Raw genomic sequence first — 16,515 nt, 5'->3', positions numbered from 1 at the left:
GTGGCTTTACCGAAGTCGCTGCCTTAGGACTTTTAAAGCCCATGCGGTTTCCACGCCGGTGGTGTCCCCTTACCGAGGGTGACCAAGCATGCAAGAAAGCGTGATGCAGCGCATGTGGGACAGTGCCCACCTATCCGGTGGTAACGCTGCCTATGTGGAAGAGCTCTACGAGCTCTACCTGCACGATCCCAACGCTGTGCCAGAAGAGTGGCGCACTTACTTCCAGAAGCTGCCCGCTGACGGCAACGTTGCGAACGACGTTTCCCATTCTACGGTCCGCGATCACTTCGTACTGTTGGCGAAAAACCAGCGTCGTGCTCAACCGGTGTCCGCCGGTAGCGTGAGCAGTGAGCACGAGAAGAAGCAGGTCGAAGTCTTGCGACTGATCCAGGCTTATCGGATGCGTGGCCACCAGGCTGCTCAGCTCGATCCGCTGGGGCTGTGGCAGCGTCGGGCACCCGCTGATTTGGCGATCAATCATTACGGCCTGACCGATGCCGATCTCGACACGACCTTCCGTACCGGTGAGCTTTACATCGGTAAAGAGGAAGCGACTCTACGCGAGATCTACGTAGCCTTACAGCAGACATATTGCCGCACCATTGGCGCCGAATTTACCCATATCGTCGATTCCGAGCAACGTAAGTGGTTCCAGCAGCGTCTGGAAAGCGTGCGTGGTCGTCCGACTGTGTCGGCTGAAGTTCAGAGCCATCTGCTTGAGCGTCTGACCGCTGCCGAAGGTCTGGAAAAATACCTGGGCACCAAATACCCGGGCACCAAGCGTTTCGGCCTGGAAGGCGGCGAGAGCCTGATCCCGCTGCTGGACGAAATCATCCAACGCTCCGGTTCCTACGGCACCAAGGAAATCGTCATCGGCATGGCCCACCGTGGCCGTCTGAACGTCCTGGTCAACACCTTCGGCAAGAACCCGCGCGACCTGTTCGACGAGTTCGAAGGCAAGAAGGTCGAGGGCCTCAGCTCCGGTGACGTCAAGTATCACCAGGGTTTCTCCTCCAACGTCATGACCGCAGGTGGCGAAGTGCACCTGGCGCTGGCATTCAACCCGTCGCACCTGGAGATCGTCTCTCCGGTGGTCGAGGGGTCCGTGCGCGCTCGTCAGGATCGCCGCAATGACATCGCCGGTGACAAGGTGCTGCCGGTTTCCCTGCACGGTGACGCGGCATTCGCCGGTCAGGGCGTGGTCATGGAAACTTTCCAGATGTCACAAACCCGTGGCTTCAAGACGGGCGGCACCATCCACATCGTGATCAACAACCAGGTCGGCTTCACCATCAGCAACCCGGAAGACTCGCGTTCTACCGAGTACTGCACCGACGTTGCCAAGATGATCCAGGCGCCGATCCTGCATGTGAACGGCGATGACCCGGAAGCTGTGCTGTTCGTCACCCAGTTGGCTATCGACTACCGCATGCAGTACAAGCGCGACGTGGTGATCGATCTGGTTTGCTACCGCCGTCGCGGTCACAACGAGGCCGACGAGCCGAATGGCACCCAGCCGCTGATGTACCAGCAGATCGCCAAGCAGCGCACCACCCGTGAGTTGTATGCCGATGCTCTGACCCAGTCCAGTAGCCTCGATACTGCGCGGGTGCAGGCGAAGATCGACGACTATCGCAATGCGCTGGATAACGGCCAGCATGTGGTGAAAAGTCTGGTCAAAGAGCCGAACAAAGAGCTGTTCGTCGATTGGCGTCCCTACTTGGGTCACGCCTGGACCGCTCGTCACGACACCCGTTTCGAGCTGAAGACCCTGCAGGAACTGGCTGGCAAGCTGCTGGAAACTCCGGACGGCTTCGTGGTTCAGCGGCAGGTTTCCAAGATCCTCGAAGACCGCCAGAAGATGACTGCTGGTGCGCTGCCGATCAACTGGGGTTTCGCCGAAACCATGGCCTACGCCACCCTGTTGTTCGAAGGCCATCCGGTGCGTATCACCGGCCAGGACGTGGGTCGCGGTACCTTCTCGCACCGCCATGCGGTGTTGCACAACCAGAAGGATGCCGGCACCTACCTGCCGTTACAGCATCTGTACGAGGGGCAGCCGCGTTTCGATCTGTACGATTCGCTGTTGTCGGAAGAAGCGGTGCTGGCGTTTGAGTACGGCTACTCCACCACCAAGCCGGATGCGCTGGTGATTTGGGAGGCTCAGTTCGGTGACTTCGCCAACGGCGCCCAGGTGGTCGTCGACCAGTTCATCACCAGTGGCGAGCACAAGTGGGGCCGTCTCTGCGGTCTGACCATGCTGCTGCCGCACGGTTATGAAGGGCAGGGGCCTGAGCACTCCTCGGCGCGTCTGGAGCGTTACCTGCAACTGTGCGCCGAGCACAACATCCAGGTGTGCGTACCGACTACCCCGGCGCAGGTTTACCACATGCTCCGTCGCCAGGTGATCCGCCCGCTGCGTAAGCCGTTGGTCGCATTGACTCCGAAGTCCTTGCTGCGCCACAAATTGGCCATCTCGACCTTGGAAGATCTGGCTGAAGGCTCGTTCCAAACCGTGATCCCCGAGACCGATGCAATCGATCCGAAGAAAGTGACCCGGTTGGTGCTGTGCAGCGGCAAGGTCTACTACGACTTGCTGGAAAAACGCCGTGCCGAAGGCCGCGAAGATATCGCCATCGTGCGTCTCGAGCAGCTGTATCCGTTCCCTGAAGAGGATCTGACCGAGGTTCTGGCGCCGTACAAGAATCTCAAGCACATCGTCTGGTGTCAGGAAGAACCGATGAACCAGGGCGCCTGGTATTGCAGCCAGCACCACATGCGGCGTGTCACCACGGCGCATAAGAAAGGCCTGTTCCTCGAGTACGCCGGCCGCGAAGGCTCCGCTGCTCCGGCCTGTGGTTACGCATCGATGCACGCCGAGCAGCAGGAAAAACTGCTGCAGGACGCCTTTACTGTTTAACGCCTTCATATAAGAGGCGGCTGCAACGCGCAGTAGCGGTGCAGCCGCCTCGTAGAAGAAACCGAATTTAAGGACCCGTACATAATGGCTATCGAGATCAAAGCCCCTACTTTCCCGGAATCGGTTGCCGACGGCACCGTTGCAACTTGGCACAAGAAGCCGGGCGACGCGGTCAAGCGTGACGACCTGATCGTCGACATCGAAACCGACAAGGTCGTCCTGGAAGTTCTGGCTACCGCCGACGGCGTTCTGGGCAGCATCGTCAAGAACGAAGGTGACACAGTTCTTTCCGATGAATTGCTGGGCACTATCGAAGCAGGCGGCGCTGCTGCCGCTCCAGTTGCTGCTGCGCCTGTCTCGGCACCTGCGGCCCAAGCTGCTGCTCCGGCCGCTGCCAGCGAAGACCTGATCCTATCGCCGGCCGCGCGCAAGCTGGCCGAAGAGAACGGCATCGACGTCAATCGCATCGCCGCCAGCGGCAAGGGCGGTCGGGTGACCAAGGAAGACGTGGTCGCGGCCATCGAGGCGAAGAAATCCGCTCCGGCGGTTGCGGCTCCTGCGGCCAAACCGGCTGCCCCGGCTGCAGCGGCCCCGGTTTTTGCTGTCGGTGATCGGGTCGAGAAGCGCGTACCTATGACCCGTCTGCGTACCAAGGTCGCCGAGCGTCTGGTCGAAGCGCAATCGTCCATGGCGATGTTGACCACCTTCAACGAAATCAACATGAAGCCGGTCATGGACCTGCGCTCGAAGTACAAGGATCTGTTCGAGAAGACCCACAACGGCGTACGCCTGGGCTTCATGTCCTTCTTCGTTAAGGCCGCGACCGAAGCGCTCAAACGCTACCCGGGCGTGAACGCTTCCATCGACGGCGGCGACATCGTCTATCACGGCTACGCCGATGTCGGTGTTGCGGTGTCCAGCGATCGCGGTCTGGTGGTACCGGTTCTGCGTAACGCTGAACTGATGAGCCTGGCCGAAATCGAAGGCACTATCGCCGGCTACGGCAAGAAGGCCAAAGACGGCAAGCTGACCATCGAAGACATGACTGGCGGTACCTTCACCATCTCCAACGGTGGTGTGTTCGGTTCGCTGCTGTCGACGCCGATCGTCAACCCACCGCAAACCGCGATCCTGGGCATGCACAAGATCCAGGAGCGGCCGATGGCGGTGAATGGTCAGGTAGTGATTCTGCCGATGATGTATCTGGCCCTGTCCTATGATCACCGTCTGATCGACGGCAAGGAAGCGGTAACCTTCCTGGTCGCCATCAAGGATCTGCTGGAAGATCCGGCACGCCTGCTGCTGGATATTTGATCCGTTGTCTGATCACGGCGGTCCCCACGCGGGGCCGTCCGGTTTCATCCGAGAAGGAATGAGTTATGACCCAGAAATTCGACGTGGTAGTGATTGGTGCTGGCCCAGGGGGCTATGTGGCCGCCATCAAAGCCGCTCAACTTGGTCTGAAGACCGCCTGTATCGAGAAGTACCAGGACAAAGAGGGCAAGATCGCCCTCGGTGGTACCTGCCTGAACGTCGGCTGCATTCCGTCCAAGGCGCTGCTCGACAGCTCCTATAAATACCACGAGGCCCATGCCGGCTTTGCGATTCACGGGATCGAGGCCAAGGGTGTCACTATCGACGTACCGGCCATGGTCGCGCGTAAAAACGGCATCGTGAAGAACCTGACTGGCGGCGTCAGCACGCTGTTCAAGGCTAACGGCGTGACCCTGCTGGAAGGCCACGGCAAGCTGCTGGCGAACAAGCAAGTGGAAGTCACTGCGGGCGACGGCACCACTCAAGTGGTCGAAGCCACCAACGTGATCCTGGCGTCCGGCTCCAAGCCGATCGACATTCCACCGGCCTTGGTGAATCACGACACCATCGTCGATTCTACCGGCGCCCTGGATTTCCAGGCGGTACCGAAGAAGTTGGGCGTGATTGGTGCCGGCGTGATCGGCCTCGAACTGGGCTCGGTATGGGCTCGTCTGGGTGCCGAAGTCACAGTGTTGGAAGCCTTGGACAAGTTCCTCCCGGCTGCCGACGATCAGGTCGCCAAAGAGGCGTTGAAGATTCTCAGCAAGCAAGGTCTAAACATCCGTCTGGGCGCCCGTGTGACCGGTTCGGAAGTGAAGAAGAAGCAGGTCACGGTCAACTTCACCGACGCCGAAGGCGAGCAGAAGATGGTGTTCGACAAGCTGATCGTGTCGGTCGGCCGTCGCCCGGTGACCACCGATCTGTTGGCCGCCGACAGCGGTGTCAACCTGGACGAGCGTGGTTTCATCTTCGTCGACGACTATTGCGCCACCAGCGTGCCGGGCGTCTACGCCATCGGTGACGTGGTGCGCGGCGCGATGCTGGCGCACAAGGCCTCGGAAGAGGGCGTGATGGTTGCCGAGCGTATCGCCGGCCACAAAGCGCAGATGAACTACGACCTGATCCCGTCCGTGATCTATACCCACCCGGAAATCGCCTGGGTCGGTAAGACCGAGCAGGTGCTCAAGGCCGAAGGCGTTGCGGTCAACGTCGGTACCTTCCCGTTCGCCGCCAGTGGCCGTGCCATGGCTGCCAATGACACCGCCGGTTTTGTCAAAGTCATCGCCGATGCCAAGACTGACCGCGTATTGGGCGTACACGTGATTGGCCCAGCCGCAGCCGAACTGGTTCAGCAGGGTGCCATCGGTATGGAGTTCGGCACCAGCGCCGAAGACCTCGGGATGATGGTTTTCTCCCACCCGACCATGTCCGAAGCGCTGCACGAAGCGGCCCTGGCCGTGAATGGCCACGCCATTCACATCGCCAACCGCAAGAAACGCTAAGACAACAAGAACCACGCCGAGCTGCCCGTCGTGAGTCTTCTTCGGAAGATTCACCGCGGAACGCCCGGCGGGCTGTTCCCTGAGGGGCAGCCACAGGTGGCGCGGCACCTAATACGCAGCGCCGATGCGCAATACCTAACGAAGACGGTAGATAAGCATGAATCTTCACGAGTATCAGGGTAAGCAACTGTTCGCTGAGTACGGCCTGCCCGTATCCAAAGGCTTTGCAGTAAACACCCCGGAAGCGGCTGCAGAAGCCTGCGACAAGATCGGTGGTACTGAATGGGTGGTTAAAGCCCAGGTCCACGCGGGTGGTCGCGGTAAGGCCGGTGGTGTGAAGCTGGTTCGCAGCAAAGAAGACGCCAAGGCTTTTGCTCAGCAGTGGCTGGGCAAGCGTCTGGTGACCTACCAGACTGATGCCAATGGTCAGCCGGTCAACCAGATCCTGGTTGAGTCCTGCACCGATATCGCCAAAGAACTGTATCTGGGCGCGGTAGTCGACCGCTCGAGCCGTCGCATCGTGTTCATGGCCTCCACCGAAGGTGGTGTGGACATCGAGAAAATCGCTCACGATACCCCTGAGAAAATTCTCAAAGCCACTATCGATCCGCTGGTTGGCGCTCAGCCGTTCCAAGGCCGCGAACTGGCGTTCCAACTGGGTCTGCAAGGCGACCAAGTCAAGCAGTTCACCCACATTTTCGTGGGTCTGGCCAAGCTGTTCCAGGACTACGACCTGGCACTGCTGGAAGTGAACCCGCTGGTAATCAAGGCTGACGGCAACCTGCATTGCCTGGACGCCAAGATCAACATCGACAGCAACGCGATGTATCGCCAGCCAAAACTGCGCGCCATGCACGACCCGTCGCAAGACGACCCGCGCGAAGCTCACGCAGCCAAGTTCGAACTGAACTACGTAGCGCTGGAAGGCAACATCGGTTGCATGGTCAACGGTGCTGGCCTGGCCATGGGCACCATGGACATCGTCAATCTGCACGGCGGCAAGCCGGCCAACTTCCTCGACGTTGGCGGCGGTGCGACCAAAGAGCGCGTAACCGAAGCGTTCAAGATCATCCTCTCCGATACCAACGTAGCGGCCGTTCTGGTGAACATCTTCGGCGGCATCGTTCGTTGCGACATGATTGCCGAAGGCATCATCGGTGCAGTGAAGGAAGTCGGCGTGAAGATTCCGGTCGTGGTTCGCCTCGAAGGCAACAACGCCGAACTGGGCGCCAAAGTACTGGCTGAAAGTGGCTTGAACATCATCGCGGCAACCAGCCTGACCGACGCTGCTCAGCAAGTCGTTAAAGCTGCGGAGGGCAAGTAATGAGCGTCCTGATCAATAAAGACACCAAAGTAATCTGCCAGGGCTTCACCGGCTCGCAAGGTACTTTCCACTCCGAACAGGCCATCGCCTACGGCACCAAGATGGTTGGCGGCGTGACTCCGGGCAAAGGCGGCACCACTCACCTGGGTCTGCCGGTGTTCAACACCGTCAAGGAAGCGGTAGAGCAAACTGGCGCGACTGCCAGCGTGATCTACGTTCCGGCGCCGTTCTGCAAGGACTCCATCCTTGAGGCGGCGTTCGCTGGTATCAAGCTGATCGTCTGCATCACCGAAGGCATCGCGACCATCGATATGCTGGAAGCCAAGGTCAAGTGCGACGAGCTGGGCGTAGTCCTGATCGGGCCGAACTGCCCAGGCGTGATCACTCCCGGCGAATGCAAGATTGGCATCATGCCTGGTCACATTCACCTGCCAGGCAAAGTCGGCATCGTCTCGCGTTCCGGCACCCTGACTTACGAAGCCGTGAAGCAGACCACTGACGCCGGCTTCGGCCAGTCCACTTGCGTGGGCATCGGTGGTGACCCGATTCCGGGCTCCAACTTCATCGACATCCTCAAGCTGTTCCAGGAAGACCCGAAGACCGAAGCGATCGTGATGATCGGTGAGATCGGTGGTTCCGCCGAGGAAGAAGCCGCGGCTTACATCAAAGCCCACGTGACCAAGCCGGTGGTGTCCTACATCGCCGGTGTGACTGCTCCTCCGGGCAAGCGCATGGGCCACGCTGGCGCCATCATCTCTGGTGGTAAAGGCACCGCTGACGAGAAATTCGCAGCGCTGCAGGACGCGGGTGTAAAAACCGTGCGTTCGCTGGCTGACATCGGTAAGGCCTTGGCCGAACTGACTGGCTGGAACGTTAAGTAAGCTTCGGCTGACTGGCGAGTAAAACAGAGGCTGCCTTCGGGTGGCCTCTGTGCTTTCTATGCGGACGCGAATCCGTCATGGACGCGACAAGCACGTTCCGTGCGACGGACAGTCCGACCGGCGTCAGTGCTTGGTGAAGATGAGTTAGTTAGGCTGGCAACTATATTTTCGTGTTCGGCCCCATAAGGGGTACGGCGCTTAGGGGCTCTGTCCTATCCGGACAGGCCACGTTTCCCTCGCCCTCGCAGGGAAACCCTGTGCAAATTCAGATTTAGCAATGTGGTACTTCCCTCAATGAAAGTGTTGAAAGGCCAGGACATTCTGGCACTTGGTTTTATGACGTTTGCCCTGTTTGTCGGGGCCGGCAACATCATCTTCCCGCCCATCGTTGGTTTGCAGTCCGGTCCGCACCTGTGGATGGCGGCATTGGGCTTTCTGGTCACCGCAGTCGGTCTGCCCGTTATCACCATTGTGGCGCTGGCCAAGGTCGGTGGGGCCATGGATGAACTCAGCAGTCCGATTGGCCGGCTGGCCAGTGGCATACTGGCCGCGGTCTGTTATCTCGCGGTCGGGCCGCTGTTCGCGACACCGCGCACCGCGACGGTGTCCTTCGAAATCGGTTTGGCGCCTCTGACCGGCAACAGTCCGCTGGCGCTGTTCGCTTACAGCCTGGTGTATTTCCTCATCGTGTTCTGGGTCGCGCTTTACCCTGGGCGGCTGCTGGATACGGTAGGGTGCTTCCTCGCGCCGCTGAAGATCATGGCCTTGGCCATGCTAGGTATCGCGGCCTTTGCCCTACCGGCGGGCAGCATAGGTACGCCTGAGCCGGCCTATGTGGCGGCGCCGTTCTCCCAAGGCTTTATCAATGGTTATCTGACCATGGATACCCTGGGGGCGCTGGTGTTTGGCATCGTCATCGTCAATGCGATTCGCTCCCGTGGGGTGGAGTCGCCGCGGCTGATTACCCGTTACGCGGTGATCGCCGGGCTGATTGCCGGGTTGGGTCTGGCGTTGGTGTATATCAGTTTGTTCCGCCTCGGTGCCGGCAGTCATGCCATCGCGGCTGGCGCCAGTAACGGTGCGGCGGTGCTGCACGCCTATGTGCAACACACCTTCGGTTCGTTGGGCAGTGTGTTCCTGGCCGCGCTGATCTCGCTGGCATGTTTGGTGACGGCGGTCGGTCTGACCTGTGCTTGTGCCGAGTACTTCAGCGGGGTGTTGCCGCTGTCCTACCGCACCCTGGTGATTTTATTGGCGGGTTTCTCGCTGCTGGTATCGAATCTGGGCTTGACCCTGTTGATCCAGGTTTCGGTGCCCGTGCTGACGGCGATCTATCCGCCGTGCATCGTCTTGGTGGCGTTGAGTTTCTGTCGCGAGTTTTGGCACGCCTCGAGTCGTGTCATCGCCCCGGTGATGGTGGTCGCGTTGCTGTTAGGCATCGTCGATGGCGTCAAGGCCGCCGGTTTGGATCAGTGGCTGCCCGCGTGGTTGGCGCATTTGCCGCTCGCCGAGCAAGGTTTGGCCTGGTTGGTACCGGCGCTGTTCACCTTAGCCGTGGCCACGTTGCTCGATCGTTTGCTGGGCGGGCGCGGCGAGGTGCTGGTTTAAGCCTGGTGTTGGTGAAAAGGCCGCCTTCGGGCGGCCTGGCGAAAGCTTCGGCTGGCTATAATCGCGGCGGATTCACAAGGAGTTTGCATGTTCATCACCGAGAGTTCTCTAGCGCATGTGCTTGCCGTCCTCTGGTTCGTCATCTGCTGGGGTGGTTACACGCGTTACGCCATTTGGAAGGGCCGCGATACCCCGTGTCTGGCCAGCGTGCTGCACCTTTATCGGGAAGACTGGATGCGCCGCTTGTTGCTGCGCGACAATCGCATCGCCGACGCCAGTGTGATCGGTAACCTCGAGCGCAACGCCTCGTTCTTCGCCTCCAGCACCCTGATTATCCTGGCCGGTATTCTCACCGTGCTGGGCTCATCCGATCGTGCGGTGTCGCTGTTGGCGGATCTGCCCCTGGTCGAGCCGGTCAGCCGTGGGGTCTCGGAGATCAAGCTGCTCTGTCTGGCGCTGGTGTTCGTCTACGCGTTCTTCACCTTCAGTTGGTGCATGCGCCAGTACAACTTTGCCGCGGTGCTGATCGGCTCTGCGCCAATGATAGGCGAGCGGCACGTGACCGAGCCGGAGCGCAAGGCGTTCGCCGAGCGGGCTGCGCGGGTGATCTCGATGGCCGCCAACCAGTTCAACCTTGGCCTGCGTGCCTATTATTTCGGCATGGCGACCCTGGCCTGGTTCATCAATCCCTGGTTCTTCATGTTGGTCACCACTGGTGTGGTGCTGGTGTTGTACCGCCGCGAGTTTCATTCCGATGTGTTGGAAGTGATGGTTTACACTCCAACCCCGGTAGTTGAACCGGCCAAGGAGAGGAACGAATGAGTCTGCCGTTTTGGTGTGTGTTTATCAGTGCCGTGCTGATCTTTGTGGCCAAGATCCCGGTCGCCAAGGCGATGAAGGAAGAGGGCGGTGGCTATGACAACCGTCACCCGCGAGCCCAGCAGGCGCGACTGAGTGGCTTCGGCGCGCGGGCCCTGGCCGCGCATCAGAACAGCATCGAGATATTCCCGCTTTTCGCCGCCGGCGTGCTGATGGCCCATGTCACCCAGACCCATGGCCATCTGGTGGACCTGCTGGCGGTGCTCTTCGTCGTCTCGCGAGTGCTGTACCTGTTCCTCTACTGGAACGACAAGCACCAGTTGCGCAGCCTGGTCTGGGTGGTCGGCCTGCTCTGCTGCCTGCTGCTGATGCTCAGCCCGGCGCTCTGAGAGCAGAAAGCACAAGGCCCGCAACTGCGGGCCTTGTGCTTTCCAGGAGGCGCTAATCCTTACTGGCTTTCCGCCGGTTGTTCTTCCGGTGCGGTGGCTGGAGCGGCCGGAGCAGGTGTGCTCGGCTGCGGCGTGGTGGCTTCCGGGGCGGGTGCGCTCGGCATGGTTTCAGTTGCCGGAGCTGCCGGGGCCTGGACTTTGTCTTCCTCCTTCTTATCGCAGGCAGCAAGACCAAGGCTGGCGGCCAGGAGCAGGGCAAGGGACAGGGTGTTTTTCATCTTTGAGCCTCCATTGTGGCTTTCTTCGTTGATAGCACTTTGAACTTCAGGTTTTACATTAAGTTCCACTGAGCCTAGAAGAATCGCACGAACATGCACATGCCGACGGATATCTGCGTAGTCCGAGGCTGAAGCTCAGACGGGGGCAGGGTATCATGCGGCTCTTTGCCATGTTCCTCGTCCAGGTTGCTGTCATGCCGGAAAACCCCATTTTTGAGCGCGCCCAGCGCTTTCTCTCGGCCTTGCGCCATTGCCAGGTGCTCGCAATGAGCGTGCATGCTGCGGACAGCCAGCGCTTGACCCTGCGCCTGCCCTACAGCACGCAAATCATTGGCAATCCGGAAACTGGCGTGATCCATGGTGGCGCCATCACCACGCTGATGGACACCACCTGCGGTATTTCTATTGTCTGCGTGCTGCCGGAATTCGAGGTGTGCCCGACCCTCGACCTGCGTATCGACTATATGCGCCCGGCCGAACCGAACAAGGATGTCTATGGCGTCGCCGAATGCTACCGAGTGACGCCGAACATCATCTTTACCCGTGGTTTCGCTTATCAGGACGACCCGCAGCAGCCGATCGCCCATGTGGTCGGGACCTTCATGCGCATGGGCAAGGGCGCCCAAGGTGGAAAAGAGTTCAATCGGGATATGCAAGGCGGTGCCGCATGAGCAGCCTGAGCCTCAACCAATTGGTGCGCGAAGCGCATGAGAAGAATGACTACGACGGGCTGCTCAGCCTGATTCCCTATGCCAAGTTGCTCGGTATCGAGTGTGTACGGCTAGGCGATGACGTGGTCTTTCGGTTGCCGGCGAACAAGGACAACATCGGCAACCCGCTGCTGCCCGCACTGCATGGCGGGGTGATCGCCGGCTTTATGGAGCATGGCGCCATGCTCCATCTGCTGATGTTCATGGGTATTCCACATTTGCCGAAAATCATCGACTTCTCGATAGATTACCTGCGTGCCGGCCATTATCGTGACACTTATGCCCAATGCCAGGTGTGGCGCCAGGGCCGCCGCGTCGCCAACGTCGCCATTACGGCCTGGCAGACTACTCAAGCCGAGCCGATTGCCACCGCCCGCGCCCACTTCAAGGTCGACGAGCCTTAAGCTGCGCGGTTAGCGCAGGCCGAGTGCGGTTCAAGAATAAGGAATTCTGGATGGATGCGTTGCTGATCCTCGGTGGCTTGCTGCTGATTCTGGTCGGTCTGGTCTGGCTGGTCATGCTGGCCTTTGGTACCAGCCTGCTCTGGGGCTTGGGCAGTCTGCTGCCGCCGCTTACCCTAGTGTATGTGCTGCGTTACTGGCGTATCGCGCGCAAAGCGGTAGTGCTGAGCGCGCTGGGCTTTATTCCCCTGGTGGTCGGTTTGACCTTGCTCGCCAATCACGATGCGCAGCGGCTGGAAGCCATTCTCAGCCTGAATTGGCTTAAGCCTGAGGCACCGGTGCCGGCCGAGTTGGCCATTCACTTGCGTGGCGAGCTGAATGGCCAGCCGTTTGCCCCGCAGCAAGGCGAGTTGATTGACGGCAGCTTGAGCCTGCGTGAGGGGCAAGACTTTTTCGCCAGCCGCGAAATCAGCATCCGTTTGCCGCAACCAGCCAGCGGTGCCGTGCGGGTGGACGTGCTACCGCAGGATCGCGGCTCGTTACCGGAAGTGCAGGTCAGCTGGTTGCTGCCCGAGCAGGAGCTACCCGAGGCGCGCCGCCTGACCCACGGCTACACCCTGCATCTGAATCTCAAACCCCTGGCGCCGAACAAGCTGGTGGGCGACTTCCACTTGGTCTTACCGCCGCAGTTCAAGACCACCTTGAGCGGTAAGGTCGAGTTGTTCAGCGATCGTCTGCGTTACCTGGACGCTAAAGTCGATACCCGTTTCGATTCGCGCGATACCCTGGCCTACGTGATCGAGGACTACCTGAAACGCCGCTTTGCGACTCGAGTGGTGCAGTTGGCCAGCTTGCCAGCGGTGACTTTGCCGGCCACTAGTGTGGAGCTGGAAGTCGATGCGCAGGTCAATGGCCAGCCTCAACATGTGCCTTTGCGGCTGGAAAAAAGCCAAGCGCGGGGCTGGGTGGTGCAAGGGGACCATTTTTCGCCCCTGCCAGCAGCATCGGCGGCTAGCGTTGGCAGCCGCCAGGCCGTGACGGGGAAGCCAATGCCCGCCTCGGAGCAGGCCGGTCGTCCACCCGATCGGCGTTTGGGTTTCAGCTTGCCGCGCCTGCAAAGCAGCCCGAGTCGTTATCAGAATTTGAACATGCGGATCGTGACTGAGCGCGGCAGCCAGGCCGAAGGTCGTTTCACCGGCATTAACCCGGACGGCCGCATCGCCATCCGGCGCAATCTGAGTGGGCAGGGCGAGGCCAGCTTTGCCGTGCGGCCGGAAGCGATCAAGACGATTGAACTGCTCGAACCCTGATTGGTTAAGCACTTGAAATCGCTGTCGTTGCCCCCATCTGCATGACATCCGCCGCTATTGCGGCTTATGCCAGCTGAGTGGAGTTAGACGACCATGAGTGTGGAAACTCAAAAAGAAACCCTGGGCTTCCAGACCGAGGTGAAGCAACTGCTTCACCTGATGATCCATTCGCTGTATTCCAACAAGGAAATCTTCCTTCGCGAATTGATCTCCAACGCCTCCGATGCGGCCGACAAGCTGCGCTTCGAGGCCCTGGCCAAGCCGGACCTGCTGGAAGGCGGTGATCCGCTGAAGATCCGGGTCAGCTTCGATAAAGACGCCAATACCGTCACCCTCGAAGACAACGGCATCGGCATGAGCCGCGAGGATGCGGTCACGCATCTGGGCACCATCGCCAAGTCCGGCACCGCCGACTTCATGAAGCATCTGTCGGGCGATCAGAAGAAGGATTCGCACCTGATCGGCCAGTTCGGCGTGGGTTTCTACTCGGCCTTTATCGTTGCCGACCGGGTGGATGTCTTCACGCGCCGCGCCGGCCTGCCGGCCAGCGAGGGCGTGCATTGGGAGTCCCATGGCGAGGGTGAATTCAGTGTCGCCAGCATCGACAAGCCCGAGCGCGGTACGCGCATCGTGCTGCACCTGAAGAGTGGTGAAACAGAGTTCGCCGACGGCTGGCGCTTGCGCAATATCATCAAGAAGTACTCCGACCATATCGCCCTGCCGATCGAGCTACCGAAAGAGCAGCATGGCGAAGAGACCCCGACCGAGCTTGAGTGGGAAACCGTCAACCGCGCCAGCGCGCTGTGGACTCGCCCGCGCAGCGAGGTGAAGGACGAGGAATACCAGGAGTTCTACAAGCACGTCGCCCACGATTTCGAGAACCCGCTGGGCTGGAGCCACAACAAGGTCGAAGGCAAGCTGGAATACACCTCGCTCTTGTATGTGCCGGGGCGCGCGCCCTTCGATCTGTACCAGCGCGAAGCGCCGCACGGCTTGAAGCTGTATGTGCAGCGTGTCTTCATCATGGATCAGGCCGACGAATTCCTGCCGCTGTACCTGCGCTTCATCAAGGGCGTGGTCGATTCCAACGACCTGTCGCTGAACATTTCCCGCGAGATCCTGCAGAAGGACCCGGTGATCGACTCGATGAAGTCGGCGCTGACCAAGCGTGCGCTGGACATGCTCGAGAAGCTGGCGAAGAACGAGCCCGAGCAATACAAAGGCTTCTGGAAGAACTTCGGCCAGGTGATCAAGGAAGGCCCGGCGGAAGACTTCGCCAACAAGGAGAAGATCGCCGGCCTGCTGCGTTTCGCCTCCACCAGCGATGACAGTGGCGAGCCAAGCGTCGCCCTGGCCGACTACCTCGGTCGCGTCAAAGAGGGTCAGGACAAGATTTACTACCTGACCGGCGAAAGCTACGCCCAGGTGAAGAACAGCCCGCACCTGGAAGTCTTCCGCAAGAAAGGCATCGAAGTGTTGCTGCTCACCGACCGTATCGACGAGTGGCTGATGAGCTACCTCACCGAGTTCGACGGTAAGCACTTCGTCGACGTCGCCCGTGGCGATCTGGACCTGGGTAAATTGGATTCGGAAGAAGACAAGAAAACCCAGGAAGAGGCCGCCAAGGCCAAAGAAGGTCTGGTCGAGCGCTTGAAAACTGCATTGGGCAGCCAAGTCAGTGAGGTGCGGGTTTCCCATCGCCTGACCGACTCCCCGGCGATTCTGGCCATAGGCGAACAGGATCTCGGCCTGCAGATGCGCCAGATCCTCGAAGCCAGTGGGCAGAAGGTGCCGGACTCGAAGCCGATCTTCGAGTTCAACCCGGCGCATCCGCTGATCGAGAAGCTGGATGCCGAGCAGAGCGAAGAGCGTTTTGGCGATTTGTCGCACATCCTCTTCGATCAGGCTGCCTTGGCGGCTGGCGATAGCCTGAAAGACCCAGCGGCCTATGTGCGCCGGCTGAACAAGCTGCTGGTGGAACTCTCTGCCTGACACTCGACGTCAAGAAAAAGCCCGCACATGGCGGCAATGCTGTTCACTTAAGCTGTAGGCCGGCAACTTTTGCCTCCAGCTACAAGGTGAAGCCTAGAAAAAACGCCGCTTTCCGGTAAGGAATAAGCGGCGTTTTTTCTTAACTGAACAGCATTGCGCTAACTGCGGGCTTTTTTTGGGCTGTTCGATGCCTGGGGGCTATTGTTGAATGGCTATTCACTCAACGGGAGTACGGTCGATGAAAAAGTCACTTATACCCCTGGCGTTGGTTGGCTTGGTCGGCCTTGCCGAGGCCTCTGTGGTCACCAAGGCGGTGCCTTACGAGATCGACGGCAAAGCCTTCGAAGGCATGTTGATCTATGACAATGCCGTGACTGGTCCACGTCCGGGGTTGTTGATGGTGCCCGATTGGCTCGGTGTGACCGAGGATTCGGCGAAGATGGCCGCTCGCGCCGCAGGGGACAAGTACGTGGTGTTTGTGGCGGATATGTACGGCAAGGCGGTGCGTCCGTCGAACCCGGATGAAGCGAAAGCCGCGGCCGATGCGGTAAAGGCGGATCGGGCCATGATGCGCAAGCGCGCCCAGGCCGCGGTCGAGGTGCTGAAAGCGCAGACGACGCAGGTCGATACTAGCAAGCTGGGGGCCATTGGCTTCTGTTTCGGTGGTGGCTCGGTGCTGGAGTTGGCCCGCTCCGGCGCGCCGTTAAAAGGCTTCGTGTCCTTCCATGGCAACCTGGATACGCCGAATCCGGCGGATGCGCAGAACATCAAGGCGCCGGTGCTGGTGTTGCATGGTGCGAACGATCCGGCGGTACCGCAGGCGCAGGTCGATGGCTTTGTCGCCGAGATGAAAGCGGCGAAAACCGACTGGCAACTGGTCAGCTATGGTGGGGCGGTGCATTCCTTCAGCAACCCGCTGGCCAATGTGCCGGGACGCAACCAGTACCACCCGTTGGTGGCTGCCCGCGCCTTCAAGGCGATGAACGATCTGTTCGATGAGGTGTTTGCCGCGCAGTAGCCGTGGCGAGTACCGCTTGGCAGGCCTGCCACATCACCTCGCGTGTCGG

At 60.0% G+C, this 16,515-nt stretch carries 14 protein-coding genes; 13 read left to right on the top strand and 1 reads right to left on the bottom strand.

Going from position 1 to position 16,515, the window contains the following annotated elements; genetic code table 11:
• Positions 1-88: 88 nt before the first annotated feature.
• The 8 genes from FFS13_RS00885 (at position 89) to FFS13_RS00850 (ending at position 10,757) form a co-directional block, all read left to right on the top strand.
• Positions 89-2,920, top strand: a complete 2,832-nt coding sequence (locus tag FFS13_RS00885) for a 2-oxoglutarate dehydrogenase E1 component (protein ID WP_137817243.1) — start codon at positions 89-91, stop codon at positions 2,918-2,920.
• Between the two features lie 84 nt (positions 2,921-3,004).
• A complete protein-coding gene (odhB, locus tag FFS13_RS00880) occupies positions 3,005-4,234 on the top strand; it encodes a 2-oxoglutarate dehydrogenase complex dihydrolipoyllysine-residue succinyltransferase (protein ID WP_137817242.1) in 1,230 nt (409 codons plus the stop codon).
• A 65-nt stretch (positions 4,235-4,299) separates the two neighbouring features.
• Positions 4,300-5,736 carry a dihydrolipoyl dehydrogenase gene (gene lpdA / locus FFS13_RS00875; protein ID WP_137817241.1) on the top strand — a complete coding sequence of 479 codons (1,437 nt, stop codon included), beginning with the start codon at positions 4,300-4,302 and terminating at the stop codon, positions 5,734-5,736.
• Positions 5,737-5,893: 157 nt separating this feature from the next.
• Positions 5,894-7,060 carry an ADP-forming succinate--CoA ligase subunit beta gene (gene sucC / locus FFS13_RS00870; protein WP_119955370.1) on the top strand — a complete coding sequence of 389 codons (1,167 nt, stop codon included), beginning with the start codon at positions 5,894-5,896 and terminating at the stop codon, positions 7,058-7,060.
• Positions 7,060-7,941 (top strand): succinate--CoA ligase subunit alpha, encoded by an 882-nt coding sequence (gene sucD / locus FFS13_RS00865; protein ID WP_137817240.1) that lies wholly within the window; start codon positions 7,060-7,062, stop codon positions 7,939-7,941. The genes sucC and sucD overlap by 1 nt, the downstream gene beginning before the upstream one ends.
• A 294-nt stretch (positions 7,942-8,235) precedes the next feature.
• Positions 8,236-9,549: a branched-chain amino acid transport system II carrier protein gene (gene brnQ / locus FFS13_RS00860; protein WP_137817239.1), complete on the top strand. Its 1,314-nt coding sequence runs from the start codon at positions 8,236-8,238 to the stop codon at positions 9,547-9,549.
• An 87-nt stretch (positions 9,550-9,636) separates the two neighbouring features.
• Entirely contained in the window at positions 9,637-10,371 is a 735-nt protein-coding gene (locus FFS13_RS00855) for a DUF599 domain-containing protein (RefSeq protein ID WP_137817238.1), read from the top strand.
• Complete coding sequence (locus tag FFS13_RS00850) at positions 10,368-10,757, top strand: MAPEG family protein (RefSeq protein WP_137817237.1); 390 nt, start codon at positions 10,368-10,370, stop codon at positions 10,755-10,757. The genes FFS13_RS00855 and FFS13_RS00850 overlap by 4 nt, the downstream gene beginning before the upstream one ends.
• Before the next feature lie 59 nt (positions 10,758-10,816).
• Here FFS13_RS00850 and FFS13_RS00845 read toward each other — a convergent pair whose 3' ends face one another.
• Complete coding sequence (locus tag FFS13_RS00845) at positions 10,817-11,035, bottom strand: hypothetical protein (RefSeq protein ID WP_137817236.1); 219 nt, start codon at positions 11,033-11,035, stop codon at positions 10,817-10,819.
• A 194-nt stretch (positions 11,036-11,229) separates the two neighbouring features.
• Between FFS13_RS00845 and FFS13_RS00840 the strand changes: the two genes are divergently transcribed.
• From FFS13_RS00840 to FFS13_RS00820, 5 genes are all read left to right on the top strand, one after another.
• A complete protein-coding gene (locus FFS13_RS00840; protein WP_137817415.1) occupies positions 11,230-11,706 on the top strand; it encodes a PaaI family thioesterase in 477 nt (158 codons plus the stop codon).
• Positions 11,703-12,149 carry a PaaI family thioesterase gene (locus tag FFS13_RS00835; protein ID WP_137817235.1) on the top strand — a complete coding sequence of 149 codons (447 nt, stop codon included), beginning with the start codon at positions 11,703-11,705 and terminating at the stop codon, positions 12,147-12,149. The genes FFS13_RS00840 and FFS13_RS00835 overlap by 4 nt, the downstream gene beginning before the upstream one ends.
• A 50-nt stretch (positions 12,150-12,199) precedes the next feature.
• A complete protein-coding gene (locus tag FFS13_RS00830; RefSeq protein ID WP_137817234.1) occupies positions 12,200-13,456 on the top strand; it encodes an MFS transporter in 1,257 nt (418 codons plus the stop codon).
• Between the two features lie 93 nt (positions 13,457-13,549).
• A complete protein-coding gene (gene htpG, locus FFS13_RS00825; RefSeq protein WP_137817233.1) occupies positions 13,550-15,448 on the top strand; it encodes a molecular chaperone HtpG in 1,899 nt (632 codons plus the stop codon).
• Positions 15,449-15,686: 238 nt separating this feature from the next.
• Entirely contained in the window at positions 15,687-16,466 is a 780-nt protein-coding gene (locus tag FFS13_RS00820; RefSeq protein ID WP_137817232.1) for a dienelactone hydrolase family protein, read from the top strand.
• The last annotated feature ends 49 nt before the right edge of the window (positions 16,467-16,515 follow it).

The sequence above is a fragment of the Pseudomonas sp. 2FG genome (assembly GCF_005502935.1).
Classification (GTDB): domain Bacteria; phylum Pseudomonadota; class Gammaproteobacteria; order Pseudomonadales; family Pseudomonadaceae; genus Aquipseudomonas.
Note: the sequence above shows the minus strand (reverse complement) of the source record. Positions and strands in the feature narration are given on the sequence as shown.

Coding starts and splice junctions, on each gene's coding strand:
- FFS13_RS00885 (WP_137817243.1), top strand. CDS start 89: ATGCAAGAAAGCGTGATGCAGCGCATGTGGGACAGTGCCCACCTATCC.
- odhB (WP_137817242.1), top strand. CDS start 3,005: ATGGCTATCGAGATCAAAGCCCCTACTTTCCCGGAATCGGTTGCCGAC.
- lpdA (WP_137817241.1), top strand. CDS start 4,300: ATGACCCAGAAATTCGACGTGGTAGTGATTGGTGCTGGCCCAGGGGGC.
- sucC (WP_119955370.1), top strand. CDS start 5,894: ATGAATCTTCACGAGTATCAGGGTAAGCAACTGTTCGCTGAGTACGGC.
- sucD (WP_137817240.1), top strand. CDS start 7,060: ATGAGCGTCCTGATCAATAAAGACACCAAAGTAATCTGCCAGGGCTTC.
- brnQ (WP_137817239.1), top strand. CDS start 8,236: ATGAAAGTGTTGAAAGGCCAGGACATTCTGGCACTTGGTTTTATGACG.
- FFS13_RS00855 (WP_137817238.1), top strand. CDS start 9,637: ATGTTCATCACCGAGAGTTCTCTAGCGCATGTGCTTGCCGTCCTCTGG.
- FFS13_RS00850 (WP_137817237.1), top strand. CDS start 10,368: ATGAGTCTGCCGTTTTGGTGTGTGTTTATCAGTGCCGTGCTGATCTTT.
- FFS13_RS00845 (WP_137817236.1), bottom strand. CDS start 11,035: ATGAAAAACACCCTGTCCCTTGCCCTGCTCCTGGCCGCCAGCCTTGGT.
- FFS13_RS00840 (WP_137817415.1), top strand. CDS start 11,230: ATGCCGGAAAACCCCATTTTTGAGCGCGCCCAGCGCTTTCTCTCGGCC.
- FFS13_RS00835 (WP_137817235.1), top strand. CDS start 11,703: ATGAGCAGCCTGAGCCTCAACCAATTGGTGCGCGAAGCGCATGAGAAG.
- FFS13_RS00830 (WP_137817234.1), top strand. CDS start 12,200: ATGGATGCGTTGCTGATCCTCGGTGGCTTGCTGCTGATTCTGGTCGGT.
- htpG (WP_137817233.1), top strand. CDS start 13,550: ATGAGTGTGGAAACTCAAAAAGAAACCCTGGGCTTCCAGACCGAGGTG.
- FFS13_RS00820 (WP_137817232.1), top strand. CDS start 15,687: ATGAAAAAGTCACTTATACCCCTGGCGTTGGTTGGCTTGGTCGGCCTT.